The organism is Burkholderia sp. A9 (assembly GCF_000801975.1).
Genome location: NZ_JSZN01000009.1, coordinates 18172 through 37212 on the forward strand (window position 1 = coordinate 18172; position 19041 = coordinate 37212).

Genomic DNA, 19041 nt, shown 5'->3' on the forward strand with positions numbered 1-19041 from the left:
TCACGCGGCGCGCGACAGCAGCAGCGCGTTGGTCCGCTTCACGAAGCTCGCCGGATCGTCGAGCATGCCGCCTTCGGCCAGCAGCGCCTGGTCGAACAGCAGATGGGCCCAGTCGCCGAAATCGGCGCTGTCGGCGTTCAGCTGCTTGACGAGCGCGTGATCCGGGTTGATCTCGAGGATCGGCTGCATCGCGGGCGCGTTCTGGCCGGCCGCCTTCAGCATCCGCTGCAAGTAGCCGCTCATGTCGTTGTCGTCCGCGACGAGGCACGACGGCGAATCGGTCAGGCGGAACGTGACGCGCACTTCCTTCACCTTGTCGCCGAGCGCTTCCTTCATCTTCTCGACGACCGGCTTGATCGCCTCGCCGGCCTGCTCCTGCGCCTTCTTTTCCTCGTCGTTCAGCTCGCCGAGGTCGAGATCGCCGCGCGCGACGCTCGCGAGCGGCTTGCCGTCGAATTCCTGCAGGAACGACAGCATCCATTCGTCGACGCGATCGGTCAGCAGCAGCACCTCGACACCCTTCTTGCGGAACACTTCCAGATGCGGGCTGTTCTTCGCGGCCTGCCACGTATCGGCGGTCACGTAGTAGATCTTGCTTTGCTCGGGCTTCATGCGCGACACGTAGTCGGCAAGCGACACGTCCTGCGCGTCGGTCGTGCCGTGCGTCGATGCGAAACGCAGCAGCTTCGCGATGCGCTCGCGGTTCGCGTGATCCTCGCCGAGGCCTTCCTTCAGCACCTGGCCGAACGCGCTCCAGAACGCCTTGTACTTCTCCTTGCCGGCATCCTCTTCCGCGTTTGCGAGTTCCTCGAGCATCGACAGCGCGCGCTTCGTCACGCCTTCGCGGATCGCCTTCACGTCGCGGCTTTCCTGCAGGATTTCACGCGACACGTTCAGCGGCAGGTCGGCCGAATCGACGACGCCCTTCACGAAGCGCAGGTATTGCGGCAGCAGCTGCTCGGCGTCGTCCATGATGAACACGCGCTTCACGTACAGCTTCAGGCCGCCGCGGTAGTCGCGGTTCCACAGGTCGAACGGCGCGTGCGCCGGCACGAACAGCAGCTGCGTGTATTCGCTGCGGCCCTCGACGCGGTTGTGCGTCCACGTGAGCGGATCCTGGTGGTCGTGCGCGATGTGCTGGTAGAACTGCGTGTACTGCTCGTCGGTGACTTCGCTCTTCGAACGCGTCCACAGCGCGCTCGCCTGGTTGACAGTCTCGTCCTCGTCCTTCAGGACCATCTCGCCCTTTTCCTGATCCCACTCTTCCTGCTGCATCAGGATCGGCAGCGCGATGTGATCGGAGTACTTCTGGATGATCGACTTCAGGCGATGCGACGACAGCAGTTCGTCCTCGCCTTCGCGCAGGTGCAGCGTGATCGTGGTGCCGCGCTGCGCGCGCTCGATCGCGTCGATCGTGAAATCGCCCTCGCCCGCGCTTTCCCAGCGCACGGCTTCGCTCGCCGGCAGGCCGGCGCGGCGCGTCTCGACGGTGATCTTGTCGGCGACGATGAAGCCCGAGTAGAAGCCGACGCCGAACTGGCCGATCAGCGCCGCGTCCTTCTGCTGGTCGCCCGACAGCTTCGTGAAGAATTCCTTGGTGCCCGAACGCGCGATCGTGCCGAGGTTCGCGATCGCCTCGTCGCGGCTCATGCCGATGCCGTTGTCCTCGATCGTGATCGTGCGTGCCGCCTTGTCGAAGCCGATACGGATGCGCAGGTTCGGATCGTTCTCGTACAGCGCGTTGTCCGCGAGCCCTTCGAAACGCAGCTTGTCGGCCGCGTCGGACGCGTTCGACACCAGTTCGCGCAGGAAGATTTCCTTGTTGCTGTAGAGCGAATGGATCATCAGGTGGAGGAGTTGCTTGACCTCTGCCTGAAAGCTCATCGTTTCGTGTGCCATGGATGCTGTTTCCTCTTACTTGAACTTGAACTTGAATGGTGTGGCGCAGGCGCCCGGCGCGCGATGCCGGTGGGCTCGTCAAGGACAACCGTCTGGCGCAAGCGGTTTGCGCGCGTATCTGGGGACGGGCGGCCGGATTTCAAGGGGCGGCGTGCCGCCCCCGTCACGACGCGCGCCGCGCCGCCGAGTCGATATAGCGCGCGAGAAACCCCGGCAGCGCCGGATCGCCGCAGTTCGCGACATTGAAGCGCGTCCACGTCGACGTCGACTGCTGCGGCGAGAACAGGCTCCCCGGCGTCAGCAGGAACCCTTCCTCGTGCGCGGCAGCCGCGAGCGCGTCCGAATCGACGCCCGTGTCGGCCCACAGAAACATCCCGGCCGCCGGCATCGTGAAGAGCCGCAGCCCGGTGCGCTCGAGCATCCGCGCCGTCTTGTCGCGCACGCCGTCGAGCCGCGCGCGCAGCCGCTCGACGTGGCGCCGGTAATGCCCCTCGGTCAGGATCTTGTAAAGCACGCGCTCGTTCAGCTCCGGCGTGGTCATCCCCACCAGCATCTTCTGGTCGGTGATCGCCTTCGCGATCTCGGGCGCGCAGGCGACGTAGCCGACCCGCAAATTCGCCGCGAGCGTCTTCGAATAGCTGCCGAGGTAGATCACGCGCTTCAACTGATCGAGGCTCGCGAGCCGCGTGGCCGGATAGCTCGGCGGGCACAGGTCGCCGTACACGTCGTCCTCGACGACCAGGAAATCGTACGCCTCGGCGAGCTTCAGGATCCGGAACGCCTGCGCGGCCGACAGCGACGTGCCGGTCGGGTTCTGCAACACCGAATTGATCACGAGCATCTTCGGCCGCCACATCTGCACGAGCGTCTCGAGCGCGTCGAGGTCGGGGCCGTCGGGCGTGTACGGCATCCCGACGAGCTGCGCGCCCTGCGACGCGAAGCGGCCGAACATCTGGAACCACGCGGGATCGCCGACGATCACCGCATCGCCGGGCCGCACGTAGATCCGCGAGATCAGGTCGATCGCCTGCGTGATGCCGGACACCAGCACGAGCTGCTCGGGCTTCGCGCCGATCTCGACTTCCGCGAGCCGCGTCTGCAGTTGCTGGCGCAGCGGCAGGAAACCCTGCGCGGTGCCGAAGCCGAGCATCTGCGCGCCGGACTGGCGCCCGAGCGCGCGTAGCGCGCCGGTGATCAGCTCGCCGTCGAGCCAGCGGCCCGGCAGGTAGCCGAGACCCGGCCCCTTTTCCGGGCTGACGGTGTGCAGCATGTTGCGCAGCAGCCAGACGACGTCGATCGTGTTGTGGACCGGCGCAGCCTCGGCCACGCGCACCACGCTGTCGGCCGGCTGCGGGCCGGTGGCCGTGCGCTCGCGCACGTAGAAGCCCGAGCCGCGCCGCGAGTCGAGATAGCCCTGCGCGACGAGCCGCTCGTAGGCCTCGACCACGGTGAAGCGCGACACGCTCTTGTCGAGCGCGAGCTTGCGGATCGACGGCATCCGCATGCCGGGCCGGAACACGCGCTCATCGATGCGGCGCCGCGCCCACTGGACGAGCTGGTCGACGAGCGTGAGCGTGGCCGTATCGTGCGGCACGGGAATCTGGGCGAGAGGGACGGTGGACATGGGCGGCAGCTCCAACTGTACCGAAGGCTATCGCGCCGATTGTACCGTTACTGTGCCGGTGCCGACGATTACAGTTGACCGCAATGGCGACCCTGCGGCCGCCGTTCCGGCCTTGCCGCACTTGAGCGGCGCCCGCCGGACCGCAGCGCGGCCCGTGCATCGGCCGGCCGCGCAGCCACCCGGCGGATCGCCCGCCCACCATGACACTTTCACTTCCCGACCGACGTTCATGCCAGCCCGCTCCGTGACCCTCGACCATCTCGTCATCGCCGCGCGCACGCTCGACGAAGGCGTGCGCCATGTCGCCGACGCGCTCGGCATCGAGCCGGCCGGCGGCGGCCGCCATCCGCTGATGCGCACCCATAATGCGCTGTTCGGCGTGTGGGGCGGGCTGTACCTCGAAGTGATCGCGATCGATCCCGACGCACCCGCTGCGGGCGCCGACGCCGCGCCACCACGCGCCCGGCTGTTCGGGCTCGACGATCCGGCCATCCACGCGCGGCTCGCGCAGGGCCCGTTCCTCGCGCACTGGGTCGCGCGCGTCGACCGCCCGCGCCGGCTCGCGCTGTGGCAGAGCCAGTACCCGGCCCGCATCGCGCCGGTGGTCGCGATGCGGCGCGGCGACCTGAGCTGGGGCCTCACGGTCCCCGACGACGGCGCGTTCCCCGCGTGGCAAGGCGCCGGCGACGGCCTCGTGCCGTCGCTGATCCAGTGGGACAGCCCGCGCCATCCGGCCGAATCGCTGCCGCACGACGGCGTCGCGCTGAAGGTGCTCAAGGGCGTCCACCCGCGTGCGGACACGATCCGCGAGCAGCTCGACTGGCTCGGCGCCGGCCACCTGCTCGAGCTCGAAACCGGCGACGGCCCGCCCGCGCTCGTCGCCGAATTCGATACGCCGCAAGGTACCCGCACGCTGCGCTGACCGCCCTGCCGCCCCTTCCATTACACGAACCCAGCAATACGGAGACACCCACGACATGAATTCGCGCGAAACCCGGGGCATGCTGCTCGGCCTCATCGGCGTGATGATCTTCAGCCTGACGCTGCCGATGACGCGTATCGTCGTCTCCGAACTCAATCCGCTCCTCAACGGGCTCGGCCGTGCGCTCGCCGCGTCTGTGCCGGCCGGCCTGCTGCTGTGGTGGCGCCGCGAACGGCTGCCGAGCCGCGCGCAACTGAAAAGCCTCGCGGTCGTGTCGGCCGGCGTGATCATCGCGTATCCGGTGTTCTCCGCATGGGCGATGAAAACGGTGCCGGCGTCGCACGGCGCGGTCGTCAACGGCCTGCAGCCGCTGTTCGTCGCGCTGTACGCGGCGTGGCTGTCGCACGAGCGGCCGTCGAAGGCGTTCTGGGTCAGCGCGCTGGCGGGCAGCGCGCTGGTGATCGCGTTCGCGCTGCGCGACGGCGGCGGCACCGTGCAGGCCGGCGACGCGCTGATGCTCGTGGCGGTCGGCATCGGCGCGCTCGGCTATGCGGAAGGCGCGCGCCTCGCGCGCCAGATCGGCGGCTGGCAGGTGATCTGCTGGGCGCTCGTCGTATCCGCGCCGTTCCTCGTGCTGCCGGTCGGCTGGCTCGCATGGACGCAGCACATCGCGCATCCGGCCCCGCTCGCGCTGCGCACGTGGCTCGCGTTCGGCTACGTGACCCTCTTTTCGCAATTCATCGGCTTTTTCGCGTGGTATGCGGGGCTCGCGATGGGCGGCATCGCACGCGTCGGCCAGGTGCAATTGCTGCAGATCTTCTTCACGATCGCCTTTTCCGCGCTGCTGTTCGGCGAAACGGTCACGCCGTCGACGTGGCTGTTCGCGGCCGCCGTGATCGCGACCGTGATGCTCGGCCGGCGCTCGGCGGTGGCCACGGCCCCGCGTCCCGCTCGCGCCGGTTGAAGAGGTGCGCCATAATGTTTGTTTTGCCTGAACGGTTTTGCCCACCCGGCCGCGACGGCCCGATCGCGCTCCCGCATGCTCACCCGGCTGCGTCGACGCAATCAGCCTGATCGACCTTTCTTGACTGACCACGATATCCGAACGAGGAGACTATGAATCCGAGCGACCTGCATCCGCCGCACTGGCAGCTTTCCGAACGCGCCCGCAAGCTGACGAGCTCTGCGATCCGCGAGATCCTGAAGGTGACGGAACGCCCCGAGGTCATCTCGTTCGCAGGCGGCCTGCCCGCTCCCGCGACGTTCCCGGCCGAACGCATGCGCGCCGCGGCCGACCGCGTGCTGCGCGATGCGCCCGCTGCCGCCCTCCAGTACAGCGCGACCGAAGGCTACCTGCCGCTGCGCGAATGGATCGCCGAGCGCTACAGCGTGCGCGTGTCGCAGGTACTGATCACGACCGGCTCGCAGCAGGCGCTCGACCTGCTCGGCAAGGCGCTGATCGATCCGAACAGCCCGATCCTGGTCGAAACCCCGACCTACCTCGGCGCGCTGCAATCCTTCTCGCTGTACGAGCCGCGCTACGTGCAGGTACCGACCGACGAGCAGGGCCTGCTGCCGGAAGGCCTCACGCCCGAACTCACGCAAGGTGCGCGCCTGCTGTACGCGCAGCCGAACTTCCAGAACCCGACCGGCCGCCGCCTGCCCGTCGAGCGCCGCCGCGCGCTCGCCGCGTTCGCGCAGTCGAGCCCGTTCCCGGTGCTGGAAGACGATCCGTACGGCGCGCTGAACTACCAGGGCGAGCCGCTGCCGACGATGCTGTCGATGGCGCCGGATCACGTCGTGCACCTCGGCACGTTCTCGAAGGTGCTCGCGCCGGGCCTGCGGATCGGCTACATCATTGCCCCCGAAGAACTCCACTTCAAGCTTGTGCAGGCCAAGCAGGCCACCGACCTGCACACGCCGACGCTCACGCAGCGCATCGCACACGAAGTGATCAAGGACGGCTTCCTCGACGAACACATCCCGACGATCCGCCAACTGTACGGCGCGCAGTGCGAAGCGATGCTCGCGTCGCTCGCGCGCCACATGCCGGAAGGCGTCACGTGGAACCGCCCGGAAGGCGGGATGTTCATCTGGGTGGATCTGCCCCCGCAGATCGACAGCATGAAGCTGCTCGCCGCGGCGGTCGACAACCACGTCGCCTTCGTGCCGGGCGCGCCGTTCTTCGCGGACAACGCGCAGCCGAACACGCTGCGCCTGTCGTTCGTGACGGTGCCGCCCGAGAAGATCGAGGAAGGCGTCGCGCGGCTCGGCAAGCTGCTGCGCGAGCGTCTCTGAGCCCCTTTTTCCTGTCACGACTCTCTACGAGGAATCGAACACATGGCTAACGTCTACGACAAACTGAAGTCGCTCGGCATCGAGCTCCCGACCGCCGGCGCACCGGCTGCCGCCTACGTGATGAGCGCGCAAAGCGGCAACACGGTCTACCTGTCGGGCCACATCGCGAAGAAGGACGGCAAGGTCTGGGCCGGCAAGCTCGGCGCCGATCTGCAGACGGAAGACGGCAAGGCCGCCGCACGCGCGATCGCGATCGACCTGCTCGCGACGCTGCACGCGCACACGGGCGACCTGAACAAGGTCACGCGTATCGTCAAGCTGATGAGCCTCGTCAACTCGACGCTCGACTTCACCGAACAGCACATCGTCACGAACGGCGCATCGGAACTGATCGCCGAAGTGTTCGGCGACGCAGGCAAGCACGCACGTTCGGCATTCGGTGTCGCGCAGATTCCGCTCGGCGCGTGCGTCGAGATCGAGCTGATCGCCGAAGTCGCGTAACGGACGCAGCGCGATGCCCGGCCGTCTCGTCCGCTTCAAGCAGGTTGACGTGTTCACGTCGGTGCCGTTCAAGGGCAACGCGCTCGCCGTGGTGTTCGACGCCGATTCGCTCGGCGACGACGCCATGCTCGAGATCGCCCGCTGGACGAACCTGTCGGAAACGACGTTCGTTTGCACGCCGACCGATCCGGAAGCCGACTACCGCGTACGGATCTTCACGCCGTGCGGCGAACTGCCGTTCGCCGGCCACCCGACGCTGGGTACCGCGCATGCGTTCCTGGAAAGCGGCGCGCAGCCGCGCACGCCGGGCCGGCTGATCCAGCAGTGCGGGGTCGGCCGGGTCGCGCTGCGCGAGCAGGCCGACGGCTGGGCGTTCGCCGCGCCGCCGGCACGCGTCACGCCGCTCGACCGTTCGGACTACGCGGCGCTCGCTGCCGCGTTGCGCAGCGATGCGATCGACCTGGATGCCGAGCCGTGCGCAGTCGACAACGGCGCGCCGTGGCTAGTCGTGCGGCTGAAGTCGGCCGACGCGTGCATCGGCCTGACGCCCGATCCCGCCGCGCTGGAGGCACTCACGCACCGCTACGGTGCGGACGGCCTCGCGGTCTACGCGCCGCACGCCGAAGGCGGCCCCGCGACGTTCGAAATCCGCTGCCTGATGACCGGCGGCAACTTCGGCATCGGCGAGGATCCCGTCACCGGCAGTGCCAACGCCGCGCTGGCCGGACTGCTGAGCCGCCAGCAGCGCCGCCCCGGCACGTCGTACACCGCCCGCCAGGGCACGGCGATCGGCCGCGACGGCCGCGTCTTCGTCCGCTACGGCGACGACGGCACGATCTGGATCGGCGGGCACGCCGTCACGATCGTCGACGGCACGTTCCAGGCGCCCGCCTGACGTTTCGCAAGGTGCGATGGTGCCGGCCCCGCCGGCACCCTACGATTCACCCGGCTATCGCAAAAACGTTCCAGCCAGTAATATCGGGCCTAATCCGTCGCTTCGGCGGGTCTGTCCATGGTTGCGCGTCCCGCGAACGAACAGACGCCGGTGCGACCCTAGCCATAGCCGGCCATTCCGACGGGGATGGCGCACGCGAGCAGGACGCCGCCCTTTTCCGATGAGCTCCGCCCGGACCAACCACACGCCACCGACCCGGCCGCTGCGCGCGCCGCGCAAGTCGCGCCGGCGCGCGCTGTTCGCGATCCCGCTGCTCGGGATGCTGGCGCTTGCGCTGCTGTGGGCGGTAATCGTCGCGCGGCTGGCGGTCGAAAAGGACAGCGCGTTCAAGGAAGCGGCGGCATCCGCGGCGATCCTGTCGTCCGCGCTCGAGCAGCATACGGTGAAGGCGATCCACCAGGTCGACCAGATCACCCGCTTCGTCAAGTTCGAGTTCGAGAAATCGCCGTCGCGCTTCAACCTCGCGAGCACGGTCGAGAAAGGCGTCGTGCCGAGCGACACGCTGATCCAGGTCTCGCTCGTCAACGCGAAAGGCATCCTGTTCGCGAACACGGCCGAGCGCCATCCGCTGCCGATCAACCTGTCCGATCGCGAGCACTTCAGGGTCCACCTCGCGCACAACGACGACCGCCTGTACATCAGCAAGCCCGTGCTCGGCCGCGTATCGAGCCACTGGACGCTGCAGATGACGCGCCGCCTGAACAACCCGGACGGCAGCTTCGCCGGCATCGTCGTCGTGTCGGAAGACCCGAGCTACTTCACGAACGACTTCTACAACAACGCGGCGATCGGCAAGGAAGGCGTGATCTCCGTCGTGTCCGACACCGGCGCCGTGCTGGCGCGCCGGACCGGTTCGGTCAGCAACGCGCCGGGCGCGTTCTCCGCGTCGGGCGTGTACCCGATCGCCGAGCGCGTGACGGGCACGATCCTCGATCCGATCGACGGCGTGACGCGCATCGTGTCGTACCGCCATCTCGACGGCTACCCGCTCGCGGTGATGGTCGGGCTGTCGCAGACCGAGGAATACGCGGACTACTACCACACGCGCAACGTCTACCTGCTGATGACGAGCTTCATCACGCTCGCGATGCTCGCGTTCTTCGGTGTCGCGACGGGCCTGATCGGCAAGCTGCTCGGCCGCGAGCGCGAGATGACCCAGCTCGCCGAATACGACCTGCTCACCGGTCTCGCGAACCGCTACGCGACGCTGCGCGGGCTGCGCAACGAGGTGGCGCTGCCGACGAGCCTGTCGCGGCTCGGCCTGCTGTTCATCGATCTCGACAACTTCAAGACCGTCAACGACACGCTCGGCCACAACGCCGGCGACATCGTGCTGCAGATGACCGCGTCGCGCCTGTCGGATGCGGTCGGCGACGAAGGGTCGCTCGCGCGGATCGGCGGCGACGAGTTCGTCGTCGTGATGAAGGGCGACGACGTCGAACGGCGCGCGGTGCGGCTCGCGGAAGCGATCATCCGGATGTTCGGCGAGCCGTTCGACGTGCGCGGCAGTTCGTTCGTGCTGCATGCGAGCATCGGCATCGCGCTGCACACCGTCGCAAACGAAAGCGAGATCGACCTGCTGAAAAAGGCCGATCTCGCCATGTACAGCGCAAAGGATGCCGGCAAGAACTGCTACCAGTTCTATGCGCCGCACCTGTCGCACCGCGCGGACCACCTGATGCGCTGGGAACAACAATTGCGCGTCGCGCTCGCCGAGCAACAGCTGTTCCTCGCGTACCAGCCGAAGATCGACCTCACGCACCGCACGATCACGGGCTTCGAGGCGCTCGCACGCTGGGACCATCCCGAGCACGGCATCATCTCCGCGAACGAATTCATTTCGATCGCCGAATCGACGGGCCTGATCGTGCCGATCGGCGACTTCGTGATCCGCACCGCGTGCGAGCAGATCGCGCGCTGGCGCGACGACGGCCACGACACGCTGACGCTCGCGGTCAACATCTCGCCCGTGCAATTCTGGCGCGGCGACCTGATCGAGACGATCTCGCGCACGCTGCAGGAAACCGGCATCGACGCGAACCGGCTCGAACTCGAGATCACCGAGACTGCGATGATGGAATACCCGGAGCTCGTGTCCGAGAAGATCGTCGCGCTGAAGAAGCTCGGCATCCGGATCGCGCTCGACGATTTCGGCACCGGCTATTCGTCGCTGTCGTACCTGCACCGCTTCTCCGTCGATACGCTGAAGGTCGACCGTTCGTTCGTGCAGGCGATTCCGAACGATCGCAGCGTGTGCGTGATGGTGTCGTCGATCGTGCATCTCGCCCGCTCGCTCGGCCTGACGGTCGTCGTCGAGGGCACCGAGACCGAGGAGCAGATCATCTGGCTGTCCGCGCTCGGCGAGATCGAGGCGCAGGGCTTCCTGTTCTCGCGGCCCGTGCCGGCCGATGCGATCCCGGCGCTGATCGCGCGCTTCGGCGTGCGCGGCGACCGGCCGAACGTCATCGCGCACCGCGCGACGGGCAGCGCAGGCGTCTGAGCGCCCCGCCGCCCCCCACGGCACACTTGTTGCGCCGCACGCCGATTGTTTCGGCTTCCGATCCGGTTGTTTAGTCCATTTACTAGCGTTTTCGCGCATGGCAGTGTCACGGTGCGCGGCGGACAATCGGGAGGGCCAGCGTGTCGGCGGGCCGCCGGCATGTCCATATGCGCGAGATCGGCCCTGCACCAACAGCACAATCATGACCACCGTCGAAGTCGAAGCGGCCGAACGTGTCGAACGGACACAGGAGGCATCCCTGTGGACCTTGTTCAAGGTCATCGCCGGCATTTCCGCCATGTCATGGGGTGGGCTCTCGATGATGGCGCAGCTCGAACGCCACTACGTCGACCGGTTGCAGCGCATCGAGCCGCACATGTTCGCCGATCTCGTCGCGCTCGCGTGGCTGGTGCCAGGCCCGGTCGGCTGCAATGTCGCGGTACAGGTCGGCCAGACGCTGCACGGCCGCGTCGGCGCATGGGTCGCCGGCATCGCGAGCGTGCTGCCGTTTTCCGTGCTGATGACGCTGTTCGCGATCTTCTATCGCACGCCGGTCGTACGCTCGCTCGCCGCGCCGGTGCTGATCAATCACTTCGGGATGGTGCTCGCCGCGCTGATCGGCGTGACGTGGTGCAGGCAATTGCGCACGCTCGCGCGCACGCGGCTCGAACGTCTGATCGCCGCGCTGTCGACGATTCTGCTCGCTTTTGCGCAGAGTCCTACCGCTTTCGTCGGCATTCTCTTCGCTGCGTTTGCAGCAGGCTGGCTCACCGGGCCGCCGCAAGACGACACGGTCGATTTCACACTGTCGAAGCGCGACCGCAACCTGCTCGTGCTGCTGGCGATTCTCGTCACGCTGTTCGCGGTGCCGCTGCCCGGCGACTACCAGGTGACGCTGCTGTGGCCGCGGCTCGCCGGCGCCGGCATGACGCTGTTCGGCGGCGGCTTCTCCGCGCTGCCCGTGCTCAAGGCTTTGTTCGTGTCGCCGGCAACCGGCATCTCGGACCACGACTTTACACTGGCCTTCGCGCTGTCGCCGGTGTCGCCCGGACCGCTGCTGAACGTCGTGCCGTTTCTCGGCTACCTGACCGACGGCTGGGTCGGTGCGCTGCTCGCGACCGCCGCGCTGTTCATTCCGTCGGGGTGTCTCGTGGTATTTGCACAGAACCACCTGTTCCGGCTCAAGCGCCATTCGCGCTTCGAGCACGGCATGCACCTGCTGCGCGCGGCGACGACGGGCTTTCTCGTCGTCGCCGTCGTGAAGATCCTGCATCGCGAACCGGCCGATCCGGTCTATTGGGTGACCGGCGGATTCGCGGCGCTGTGCTTCGCACGCTTCAAGGTGCCCGTGTACGCCGTCTACGGCGCGGTGGCGATCGCGTGCGGCGTGTGGCTGTGGGCCGCCGCGCACTGACGGGCGTCCGCAGTCGACGCCCCCACGCCGCCGGCCGCGTAACGCTCAGCCTGCCTGCATCGCGCCCCGGCGGGCGACCCAGCGAGCCCGCAGCGCGTCGTACGCGAGGTTGAAACAGAACGTATAAGGCAGGAAGAACAGCACGATGCCGAGGTCGAGCAGCAGCGCCTCGACGAGGCTCACGTTCAGCCACCACGCTGCAACCGGCACCACCATCGCGACCAGACCGAGTTCGAACATGACCGCATGCGCAATCCGCATGCCAAGCGTGCGCGTCAGTCCCGCACGCCGCTCGATGCGGTCGAACAGCGTGTTGAACGTCATGTTCCACGCCATCGCGATCAGCGACACCATCACCGTCAGCACGCCGACGTGCGACACCGGCATGTCGAGCAGCCACGCGCCGATCGGCGCGCACAGAGCGATCGCCACCAATTCGAACGTCAGCGCGTGCACGAGGCGTTCCGCCACCGTTTTGTTCACATGTTTCATGGTTCCCTCCGATGCTTCGTTGGTTCAGCTCGTGTCGGTCATTTTGATCGGCAAAACCGTACGAATCCAGTTTGATATCATCGGTTTTACCGATATAACACCATGAGGACCGCCGCATGCGTCACGCCCCCGAAGCCCTGCTCGCCTTCGTCGAAGCTGCGCTGCTCGGCTCGTTCACGGCCGCCGCGCGCAAGCTCGGCAAGCGCCAGTCGACCGTGTCCGAAGCGATCGCGAACCTCGAGATCGACCTCGGCGTGCAGCTGTTCGACCGCTCGACGCGTACGCCGACGCTCACCGATGCCGGACGCGCGCTGCTGCCGCAGGTGCAGCGCGCGCTGGAAGCCGGCGCGGCGATCGATCGCACGGCCGCGCGGCTCGCGCAGGGCGAGGAAGCGCGGCTCACGCTCGTCGTGTCCGATACCTACCAGTCGAAGCGTTACGAGGAAACCTTGATGGCGCTCGAACGGCGCTTTCCGGCGCTCGAGCTCGAATGCCAGATCGCCGAGCACGAGGATGTGCTCGACCTGATCCAGCAGGGCCGCGCGCAGCTCGGGCTGATGGCCGCGCGCGCCGCCTACCCGCCCGATATCGGCGCGGCAACGGTAGCGGAGGAATCGGAGATCGGCTTGTTCGTCGGCCGCATGCACGCGCTCGCGGCATACGGCGATGCCGAAGTCCCGCATGCCGCGCTGCGCGACGCGCGCGAGCTGCGCCTCAACACCTACGTGAAACCGGAAGATCGCGGCGCCGACGGCCGGATCGTCGTCGGCACGCAGCGCTGGCTCGCGCCAAGCTATCTGATGCTGCTGGAGATGGCGGTGCTGGGATTCGGCTGGGCCGAGCTGCCGCGCTGGATGGTCGACCACTTCGCGCGCGATCGCCTGTGCGAGCTGCGCTCGCGCGGCTGGCCGCGCCGCGTGCGGGTCGATGCGGTATGGTCGCGCAACCGGCCGCTCGGCCCGGCCGGTGCATGGCTGCTCGACGCGATGCTGGCCGCGTAGCGGCGCGCCACGCCGGCGCCTGGCGCCGAACGGCGCCGCAAGCTCAGAAACCGCGCGACAGCACGGCCGCGCCGACCGTCACGACACCGAGCACGAGGTTGACGACGACCAGCAGGCGCACCGTGTTCACCGCGCGCGCGCCGTCCGGCCAGTTCTGCGACTGCACCGCGCGGCGGATGCGCGGGAACAGCGCGAAGCGGATATGGCCGAAGATCAGCATCATCACGACGCCGAGCCCGGCCATCGCGTGCAGCGTCCACGTCGCGTGCGCGCCGCCGAATGCCATCAGCAGGAAACCGCCGGACAGCAGGATCACGATCACCGCGCCCGACACCCAGTTGAAGAAGCGGCCGAACACGCTCTCGATCAGCGGCAGCCGAAGCTGCGGCGTCAGGTCGGACAGCGCCGGGCGCAGGCAGAAGTTCGCGAAGACCATGCCGCCCACCCACACGGCGACGGCCAGCAGATGAAGAAACAGCGCAACGGCAACAGCGTGGGACATGGCGGCAATCCTGTTATGGGTTATGTGCAACGAACAGCCGCGTCACGCGCGGTCTCGAGCGACATTCGACCGGCGTGCCGCCGCTCGGTTCAGGCCCCTGGCGGCATTTCACAATATTTTGCAAGTTCCGCATGACGGCGCCACTCTCGCTTACCTGAATACGTCGTCCCAAAAAATAACAGGCCGCACGCCCGCCGAAGCGGAGGTGCGGCCTTCGATGCCGGTCGACCGGCGACCGGATTCGGCGTCAGCCGAGCAGCGGACGCAGCTCGTTGACGACCTTGAGCTTCGTGTCCGGCGCGCGGCCCTTGCGTGCGCGCTTGCCGACGTGCGGCGCGAGCCCCGCATACGACAGCGTTTCGTCCTGCGCCTTGCCGCCGCGACCGGTGCCGATCAGCACGACGCCGGCCGGATCGATCGCGAGCGCCTGCACGAGCGTTTCCTTGTCGTCGAGCGCCATCAGGATCACGCCGCGGCCGCCGCCCGACAGCGTCTTCATCTCGTCCATCCCGAACACCAGCAGCCGGCCGCCGCTCGACAGACACGCGACCTGGGTCGCGTTCGGCAGCACCGGCATCGGCGCAAGCGGCACCGCGCCTGGATCGATCGTCATGAACGACTTGCCGGCCTTCACGCGGCTCACCATGTCGCCCATCTTCGCGAGGAAGCCGAAGCCGTTGCTCGATGCGAGCAGCAGCTGCTGTTCGGCCGGCGCAGCGTAGTAGTGCATCAGGTGCGAGCCCGATTCGAGCTCGATCAGCGACGTCACGGGCACGCCGTCGCCGCGGCCGCCCGGCAGCACCGACACGTCGACCGAGTACACGCGGCCGCTGCTGCCCCACGCGATCAGGCGATCCGGCGTGCGGCACTGGAATGCCGCGTACAGGTTGTCGCCGGCCTTGAACGAGAAGCCGGCCGGGTCGAGCCCATGGCCCTTCAGCGCACGCACCCAGCCCTTCTGCGACACGACGACCGTCACCGGTTCGTCGACGACCTTCGCCTCGAACGTCGCGCGCTTTTCCTGCTGGATCAGCGTGCGGCGATCGTCGCCGTACTGCTTCGCGTCGGCCTCGATCTCCTTGATCATCAGCCGCTTCATCGCGCTTTCGTTCGCGAGCAGTTCCTCGAGCTTCGCCTTCTCGTCGCGCAGCGCCTCGAGTTCCTTCTCGATCTTGATCTTCTCGAGCCGCGCGAGCTGGCGCAGGCGGATTTCGAGGATGTCTTCGGCCTGGCGGTCGGTGAGGCCGAACGCGCTCATCAGCGCGGCCTTCGGTTCGTCGGCCTCGCGGATGATGCGGATCACCTCGTCGATGTTCAGGAAGACGATCATCCGCCCTTCGAGGATGTGGATGCGGTCGTCGACCTTCGCGAGACGATGGCGGCACCGGCGCGTCATCGTCAGCTGGCGGAACTTCACCCACTCGTCGAGGATCGTCAGCAGCCCCTTCTGGCCCGGCCGGCCGTCGGCGCCGATCATCACGAGGTTCAGCGTCGCATTCGACTCGAGGCTCGTGTACGCGAGCAGCGTGTTCACGAATTCCGTCTGGTCGATCGTGCGCGACTTCGGCTCGAACACGAGCCGCACCGCCGCTTCCTTGCCCGACTCGTCGCGCACCGCGTCGAGCAGGTCGAGCATCGCCTTCTTCGTGTTGAGCTGCTCGGGCGTCAAGGTCTTCTTGCCGAGCTTGAGCTTCGGGTTGGTCAGTTCCTCGATTTCCTCGAGCACCTTCTGGCCCGACGTGTTCGGCGGCAGCTCGGTGACGACGAGCTGCCACTGGCCGCGCGCGAGATCCTCGATCTTCCAGCGCGCGCGCACCTTCAGGCTGCCGCGGCCGGATTCATAGGCCGCCGCGATTTCGGTGTCGCTCGAGATGATCTGGCCGCCGCCCGGGAAGTCCGGGCCGGGGATCAGGTTCACCAGTTCCGCGTGCGTGAGCTTCGGATTGCGGATCAATGCGACCGCCGCCGCCGCGACCTCGCGCAGGTTGTGCGAGGGGATTTCGGTGGCGAGACCGACCGCGATGCCCGACGCGCCGTTCAGCAGCACGAACGGCATGCGGCTCGGCAGCGTCTTCGGTTCCTCGAACGAGCCGTCGTAGTTCGGCATGAAGTCGACCGTGCCCTGGTCGATCTCGTCGAGCAGCAGCTTCGAGATCGGCGTGAGCCGCGCTTCGGTGTATCGCATCGCCGCCGCGCCGTCGCCGTCGCGCGAGCCAAAGTTGCCCTGCCCGTCGATCAGCGGATAGCGCAGCGAGAAATCCTGCGCGAGACGCACGAGCGCGTCATAGGCCGACTGGTCGCCGTGCGGGTGGTATTTACCGAGCACGTCGCCGACCACGCGCGCCGACTTCACCGGCTTCGCGTCGGGACCGAGGCCCATTTCGTTCATCGCGAACAGGATCCGGCGCTGCACCGGCTTCTGGCCGTCGCACACGTCGGGCAGCGCGCGGCTCTTCACGACGCTGACCGCGTAGCTGAGGTACGCCTGCTCCGCGTAGTTGCCGAGCGTCAGCGCATCGGCGCCCGGTGCATCGGACCCGGCGAAGAGATCGGAAGTATTGTCGTCCATCTGAATTCCGTATTCGTAAGTGGCGTGAGGCCGGGCCGGGCGTCATGCCCGGCCGCGCGGATGCTGTGTCGTGTTCGATGCCAAGCGGTGCCGATGCGCCAGCGGATTCGCGTTCGTGGCAAGAAGCAAACCGCAGCGATGCCGGGCGGCATCGCGAGGATGTGCGACGCCGCCACGGGCGCGAAGGCGCAGCGCATCAGTGCCGATTGGTGTCGAACACTGCACTAAATGTCCGCTTCGACGTCGTTGCCCTTTTCCTCGAGCCAGCCGCGCCGCGCGGCTGCCTCGCCCTTGCCCATCAGCATCGTCATGCGCGCGACGGTTGCCTCGTAGTCGAGCTCGCCGAGCTTCACCGGCATCAGGCGGCGTGTGTCGGGGTTCATCGTCGTGTCCCACAGCTGCTCCGCGCTCATTTCGCCGAGACCCTTGAAGCGGCTGATGCTCCACTGCGTGTCGCGCACGCCGTCCTTGCGCAGCTTGTCGAGGGTCGCCTCGAGTTCGCCTTCGTCGAGCGCATAGAGCTTCTGCGCGGGCTTCTTGCCGCGCGCGGGCGCGTCGACCCGGAACAGCGGCGGCCGCGCGACATGCACGTGACCGCGCTCGATCAGCTGCGGGAAATGCTTGAAGAACAGCGTGAGCAGCAGCACCTGGATGTGCGAGCCGTCGACGTCCGCATCCGACAGGATGCAGATCTTGCCGTAGCGCAGGTTCGACAGGTCGACGGTGTCGTCCGGGCTGTGCGGATCGACGCCGATTGCGACCGAGATGTCGTGCACCTCGTTGTTCGCGAACAAGCGGTCACGCTCGGTTTCCCACGTGTTCAGCACCTTGCCGCGCAGCGGCAGGATCGCCTGGTATTCCTTGTCGCGGCCCATCTTCGCGGAGCCGCCCGCCGAGTCGCCCTCGACGAGGAACAGTTCGTTGCGCGCGATATCTTCCGTCTCGCAGTCGGTCAGCTTGCCCGGCAGCACCGCGACGCCCGAGCTCTTGCGCTTCTCGACCTTCTGGCCCGCGCGCGTGCGCGCCTGCGCCTGCTTGATCACGAGTTCGGCGAGCTTCTTGCCGAGCTCGACGTGCTGGTTCAGCCAAAGTTCGAGCGCGGGACGCGAGAACGACGACACGAGCTTCACTGCGTCGCGGCTGTTCAGGCGTTCCTTGATCTGCCCCTGGAACTGCGGATCGAGCACCTTCGCGGACAGCACGAACGACACGCGCGCGAACACGTCTTCCGCGAGCAGCTTCACGCCCTTCGGCTGCAGGTTGTGCAGTTCGACGAAGCTTTTCACCGCCTGGTAAAGACCGTCGCGCAGGCCCGACTCGTGCGTGCCGCCGGCCGGCGTCGGGATCAGGTTCACGTACGACTCGCGCACGAGCGAGCCTTCCTCGCTCCATGCGACGACCCACGACGCGCCCTCGCCCTCGGCGAACGTGTCGTCGCTCGACCGCGCATCGGCGAAGCGCTCGCCTTCGAACAACGGAATCAGCAGCTCGCTGCCGTTCATCTCGTCGAGCAGGTAGCCGCGCAGGCCGTCCTCGTATTTCCAGGTCTGGCGCTCGCCGCTCTTCTCGTTGACGAGCACGACCTCGACGCCCGGCAGCAGCACGGCCTTCGAGCGCAGCAGGCGCTGCAGCTCGCCAAGCGGCAGGTTCGGCGAATCGAAATACTTCGGATTCGGCCACACCTGCACGCGCGTGCCGGATTTCTTCTCGCCGCGGCCGGCGCCTTGCGTCGCCAGCGGCTTCACGACATCGCCATCGGCGAAGCCGAGCTGCGCGATCTTGCTGTCGCGCCAGACCGTTACGTCGAGGCGCGTCGCGAGTGCGTTCGTCACCGACACGCCGACGCCGTGCAGGCCGCCCGAGAACGTGTATGCGCCGCCGGCGGCCTTGTCGAACTTGCCGCCCGCGTGCAGGCGCGTGAACACGATCTCGACGACCGGCACGCCTTCTTCGGGGTGCATGCCGAACGGGATGCCGCGACCATCGTCCTCGACCGACACCGACTGGTCGGCGTGCAGCGTGACCGTGATCTGCTTGCCGTAGCCGCCGAGCGCCTCGTCGGACGCGTTGTCGATGACTTCCTGGATGATGTGCAGCGGATTTTCGGTACGGGTGTACATGCCGGGCCGCTGCTTGACCGGCTCGAGGCCCTTGAGCACCTTGATCGATGCTTCGCTATAGGCCGCGCTGGGCTTCTTCGTTGACATAGGCGCTGAATTTCGTCATTCATCGGGACGTTGTCCACATCTCGTGTGGATAACGTCGTGGACAAAACGTTGAGTTCGGTAAAAAAGCGAATCGAAACAACGGTGTGCTTGGACTGCTCCGAAAGCGGGCGCGCGGCATGCGCTGCGCGACCCGGGA

The 19041-nt window shown here is 67.3% G+C and carries 14 protein-coding genes; 8 read left to right on the forward strand and 6 right to left on the reverse strand.

Annotated elements, in window-relative coordinates; genetic code table 11:
• Positions 1–1899, reverse strand: coding sequence for a molecular chaperone HtpG (gene htpG, locus PI86_RS05475; RefSeq protein ID WP_039319592.1), 1899 nt, complete (start codon positions 1897–1899; stop codon positions 1–3).
• Between the two features lie 163 nt (positions 1900–2062).
• Positions 2063–3523 (reverse strand): aminotransferase-like domain-containing protein, encoded by a 1461-nt coding sequence (locus PI86_RS05480; RefSeq protein WP_014896407.1) that lies wholly within the window; start codon positions 3521–3523, stop codon positions 2063–2065.
• A gap of 229 nt (positions 3524–3752) precedes the next feature.
• Here PI86_RS05480 and PI86_RS05485 point away from each other — a divergent pair, with 229 nt between their 5' ends.
• The 7 genes from PI86_RS05485 (at position 3753) to PI86_RS05515 (ending at position 12113) form a co-directional block, all read left to right on the forward strand.
• Positions 3753–4445, forward strand: a complete 693-nt coding sequence (locus PI86_RS05485) for a VOC family protein (protein ID WP_039319595.1) — start codon at positions 3753–3755, stop codon at positions 4443–4445.
• A gap of 55 nt (positions 4446–4500) precedes the next feature.
• On the forward strand, positions 4501–5409 hold the full coding sequence (locus tag PI86_RS05490; RefSeq protein ID WP_039319597.1) for a DMT family transporter: 909 nt from the start codon (positions 4501–4503) through the stop codon (positions 5407–5409).
• A gap of 152 nt (positions 5410–5561) precedes the next feature.
• On the forward strand, positions 5562–6743 hold the full coding sequence (locus PI86_RS05495; protein WP_039319599.1) for an aminotransferase-like domain-containing protein: 1182 nt from the start codon (positions 5562–5564) through the stop codon (positions 6741–6743).
• A 42-nt stretch (positions 6744–6785) separates the two neighbouring features.
• The gene (locus tag PI86_RS05500; protein ID WP_039319604.1) at positions 6786–7244 is read left to right on the forward strand and encodes a RidA family protein; all 459 of its coding nucleotides are present in this window, start codon (positions 6786–6788) and stop codon (positions 7242–7244) included.
• A 13-nt stretch (positions 7245–7257) separates the two neighbouring features.
• Positions 7258–8139 carry a PhzF family phenazine biosynthesis protein gene (locus PI86_RS05505; RefSeq protein WP_039319607.1) on the forward strand — a complete coding sequence of 294 codons (882 nt, stop codon included), beginning with the start codon at positions 7258–7260 and terminating at the stop codon, positions 8137–8139.
• Positions 8140–8359: 220 nt separating this feature from the next.
• A complete protein-coding gene (locus PI86_RS05510) occupies positions 8360–10699 on the forward strand; it encodes a bifunctional diguanylate cyclase/phosphodiesterase (protein WP_039319609.1) in 2340 nt (779 codons plus the stop codon).
• 202 nt (positions 10700–10901) lie between these two features.
• Positions 10902–12113: a chromate transporter gene (locus PI86_RS05515; RefSeq protein ID WP_039319612.1), complete on the forward strand. Its 1212-nt coding sequence runs from the start codon at positions 10902–10904 to the stop codon at positions 12111–12113.
• 45 nt (positions 12114–12158) lie between these two features.
• Here the strand turns inward: PI86_RS05515 and PI86_RS05520 are convergent, their stop codons facing one another.
• Positions 12159–12605: a multidrug/biocide efflux PACE transporter gene (locus PI86_RS05520; protein WP_039319615.1), complete on the reverse strand. Its 447-nt coding sequence runs from the start codon at positions 12603–12605 to the stop codon at positions 12159–12161.
• A gap of 116 nt (positions 12606–12721) precedes the next feature.
• Here PI86_RS05520 and PI86_RS05525 point away from each other — a divergent pair, with 116 nt between their 5' ends.
• Complete coding sequence (locus PI86_RS05525; RefSeq protein ID WP_014896398.1) at positions 12722–13606, forward strand: LysR family transcriptional regulator; 885 nt, start codon at positions 12722–12724, stop codon at positions 13604–13606.
• 43 nt (positions 13607–13649) lie between these two features.
• Here PI86_RS05525 and PI86_RS05530 read toward each other — a convergent pair whose 3' ends face one another.
• The 3 genes from PI86_RS05530 to PI86_RS05540 all read right to left on the reverse strand — a co-directional run bounded on the left by PI86_RS05530 (position 13650) and on the right by PI86_RS05540 (position 18884).
• Positions 13650–14108, reverse strand: a complete 459-nt coding sequence (locus tag PI86_RS05530; RefSeq protein WP_039319618.1) for a CopD family protein — start codon at positions 14106–14108, stop codon at positions 13650–13652.
• A gap of 247 nt (positions 14109–14355) precedes the next feature.
• Positions 14356–16677, reverse strand: a complete 2322-nt coding sequence (gene parC, locus PI86_RS05535; protein WP_039319621.1) for a DNA topoisomerase IV subunit A — start codon at positions 16675–16677, stop codon at positions 14356–14358.
• 224 nt (positions 16678–16901) lie between these two features.
• Entirely contained in the window at positions 16902–18884 is a 1983-nt protein-coding gene (locus PI86_RS05540; RefSeq protein ID WP_039319623.1) for a DNA topoisomerase IV subunit B, read from the reverse strand.
• Between the last annotated feature and the right edge of the window lie 157 nt (positions 18885–19041).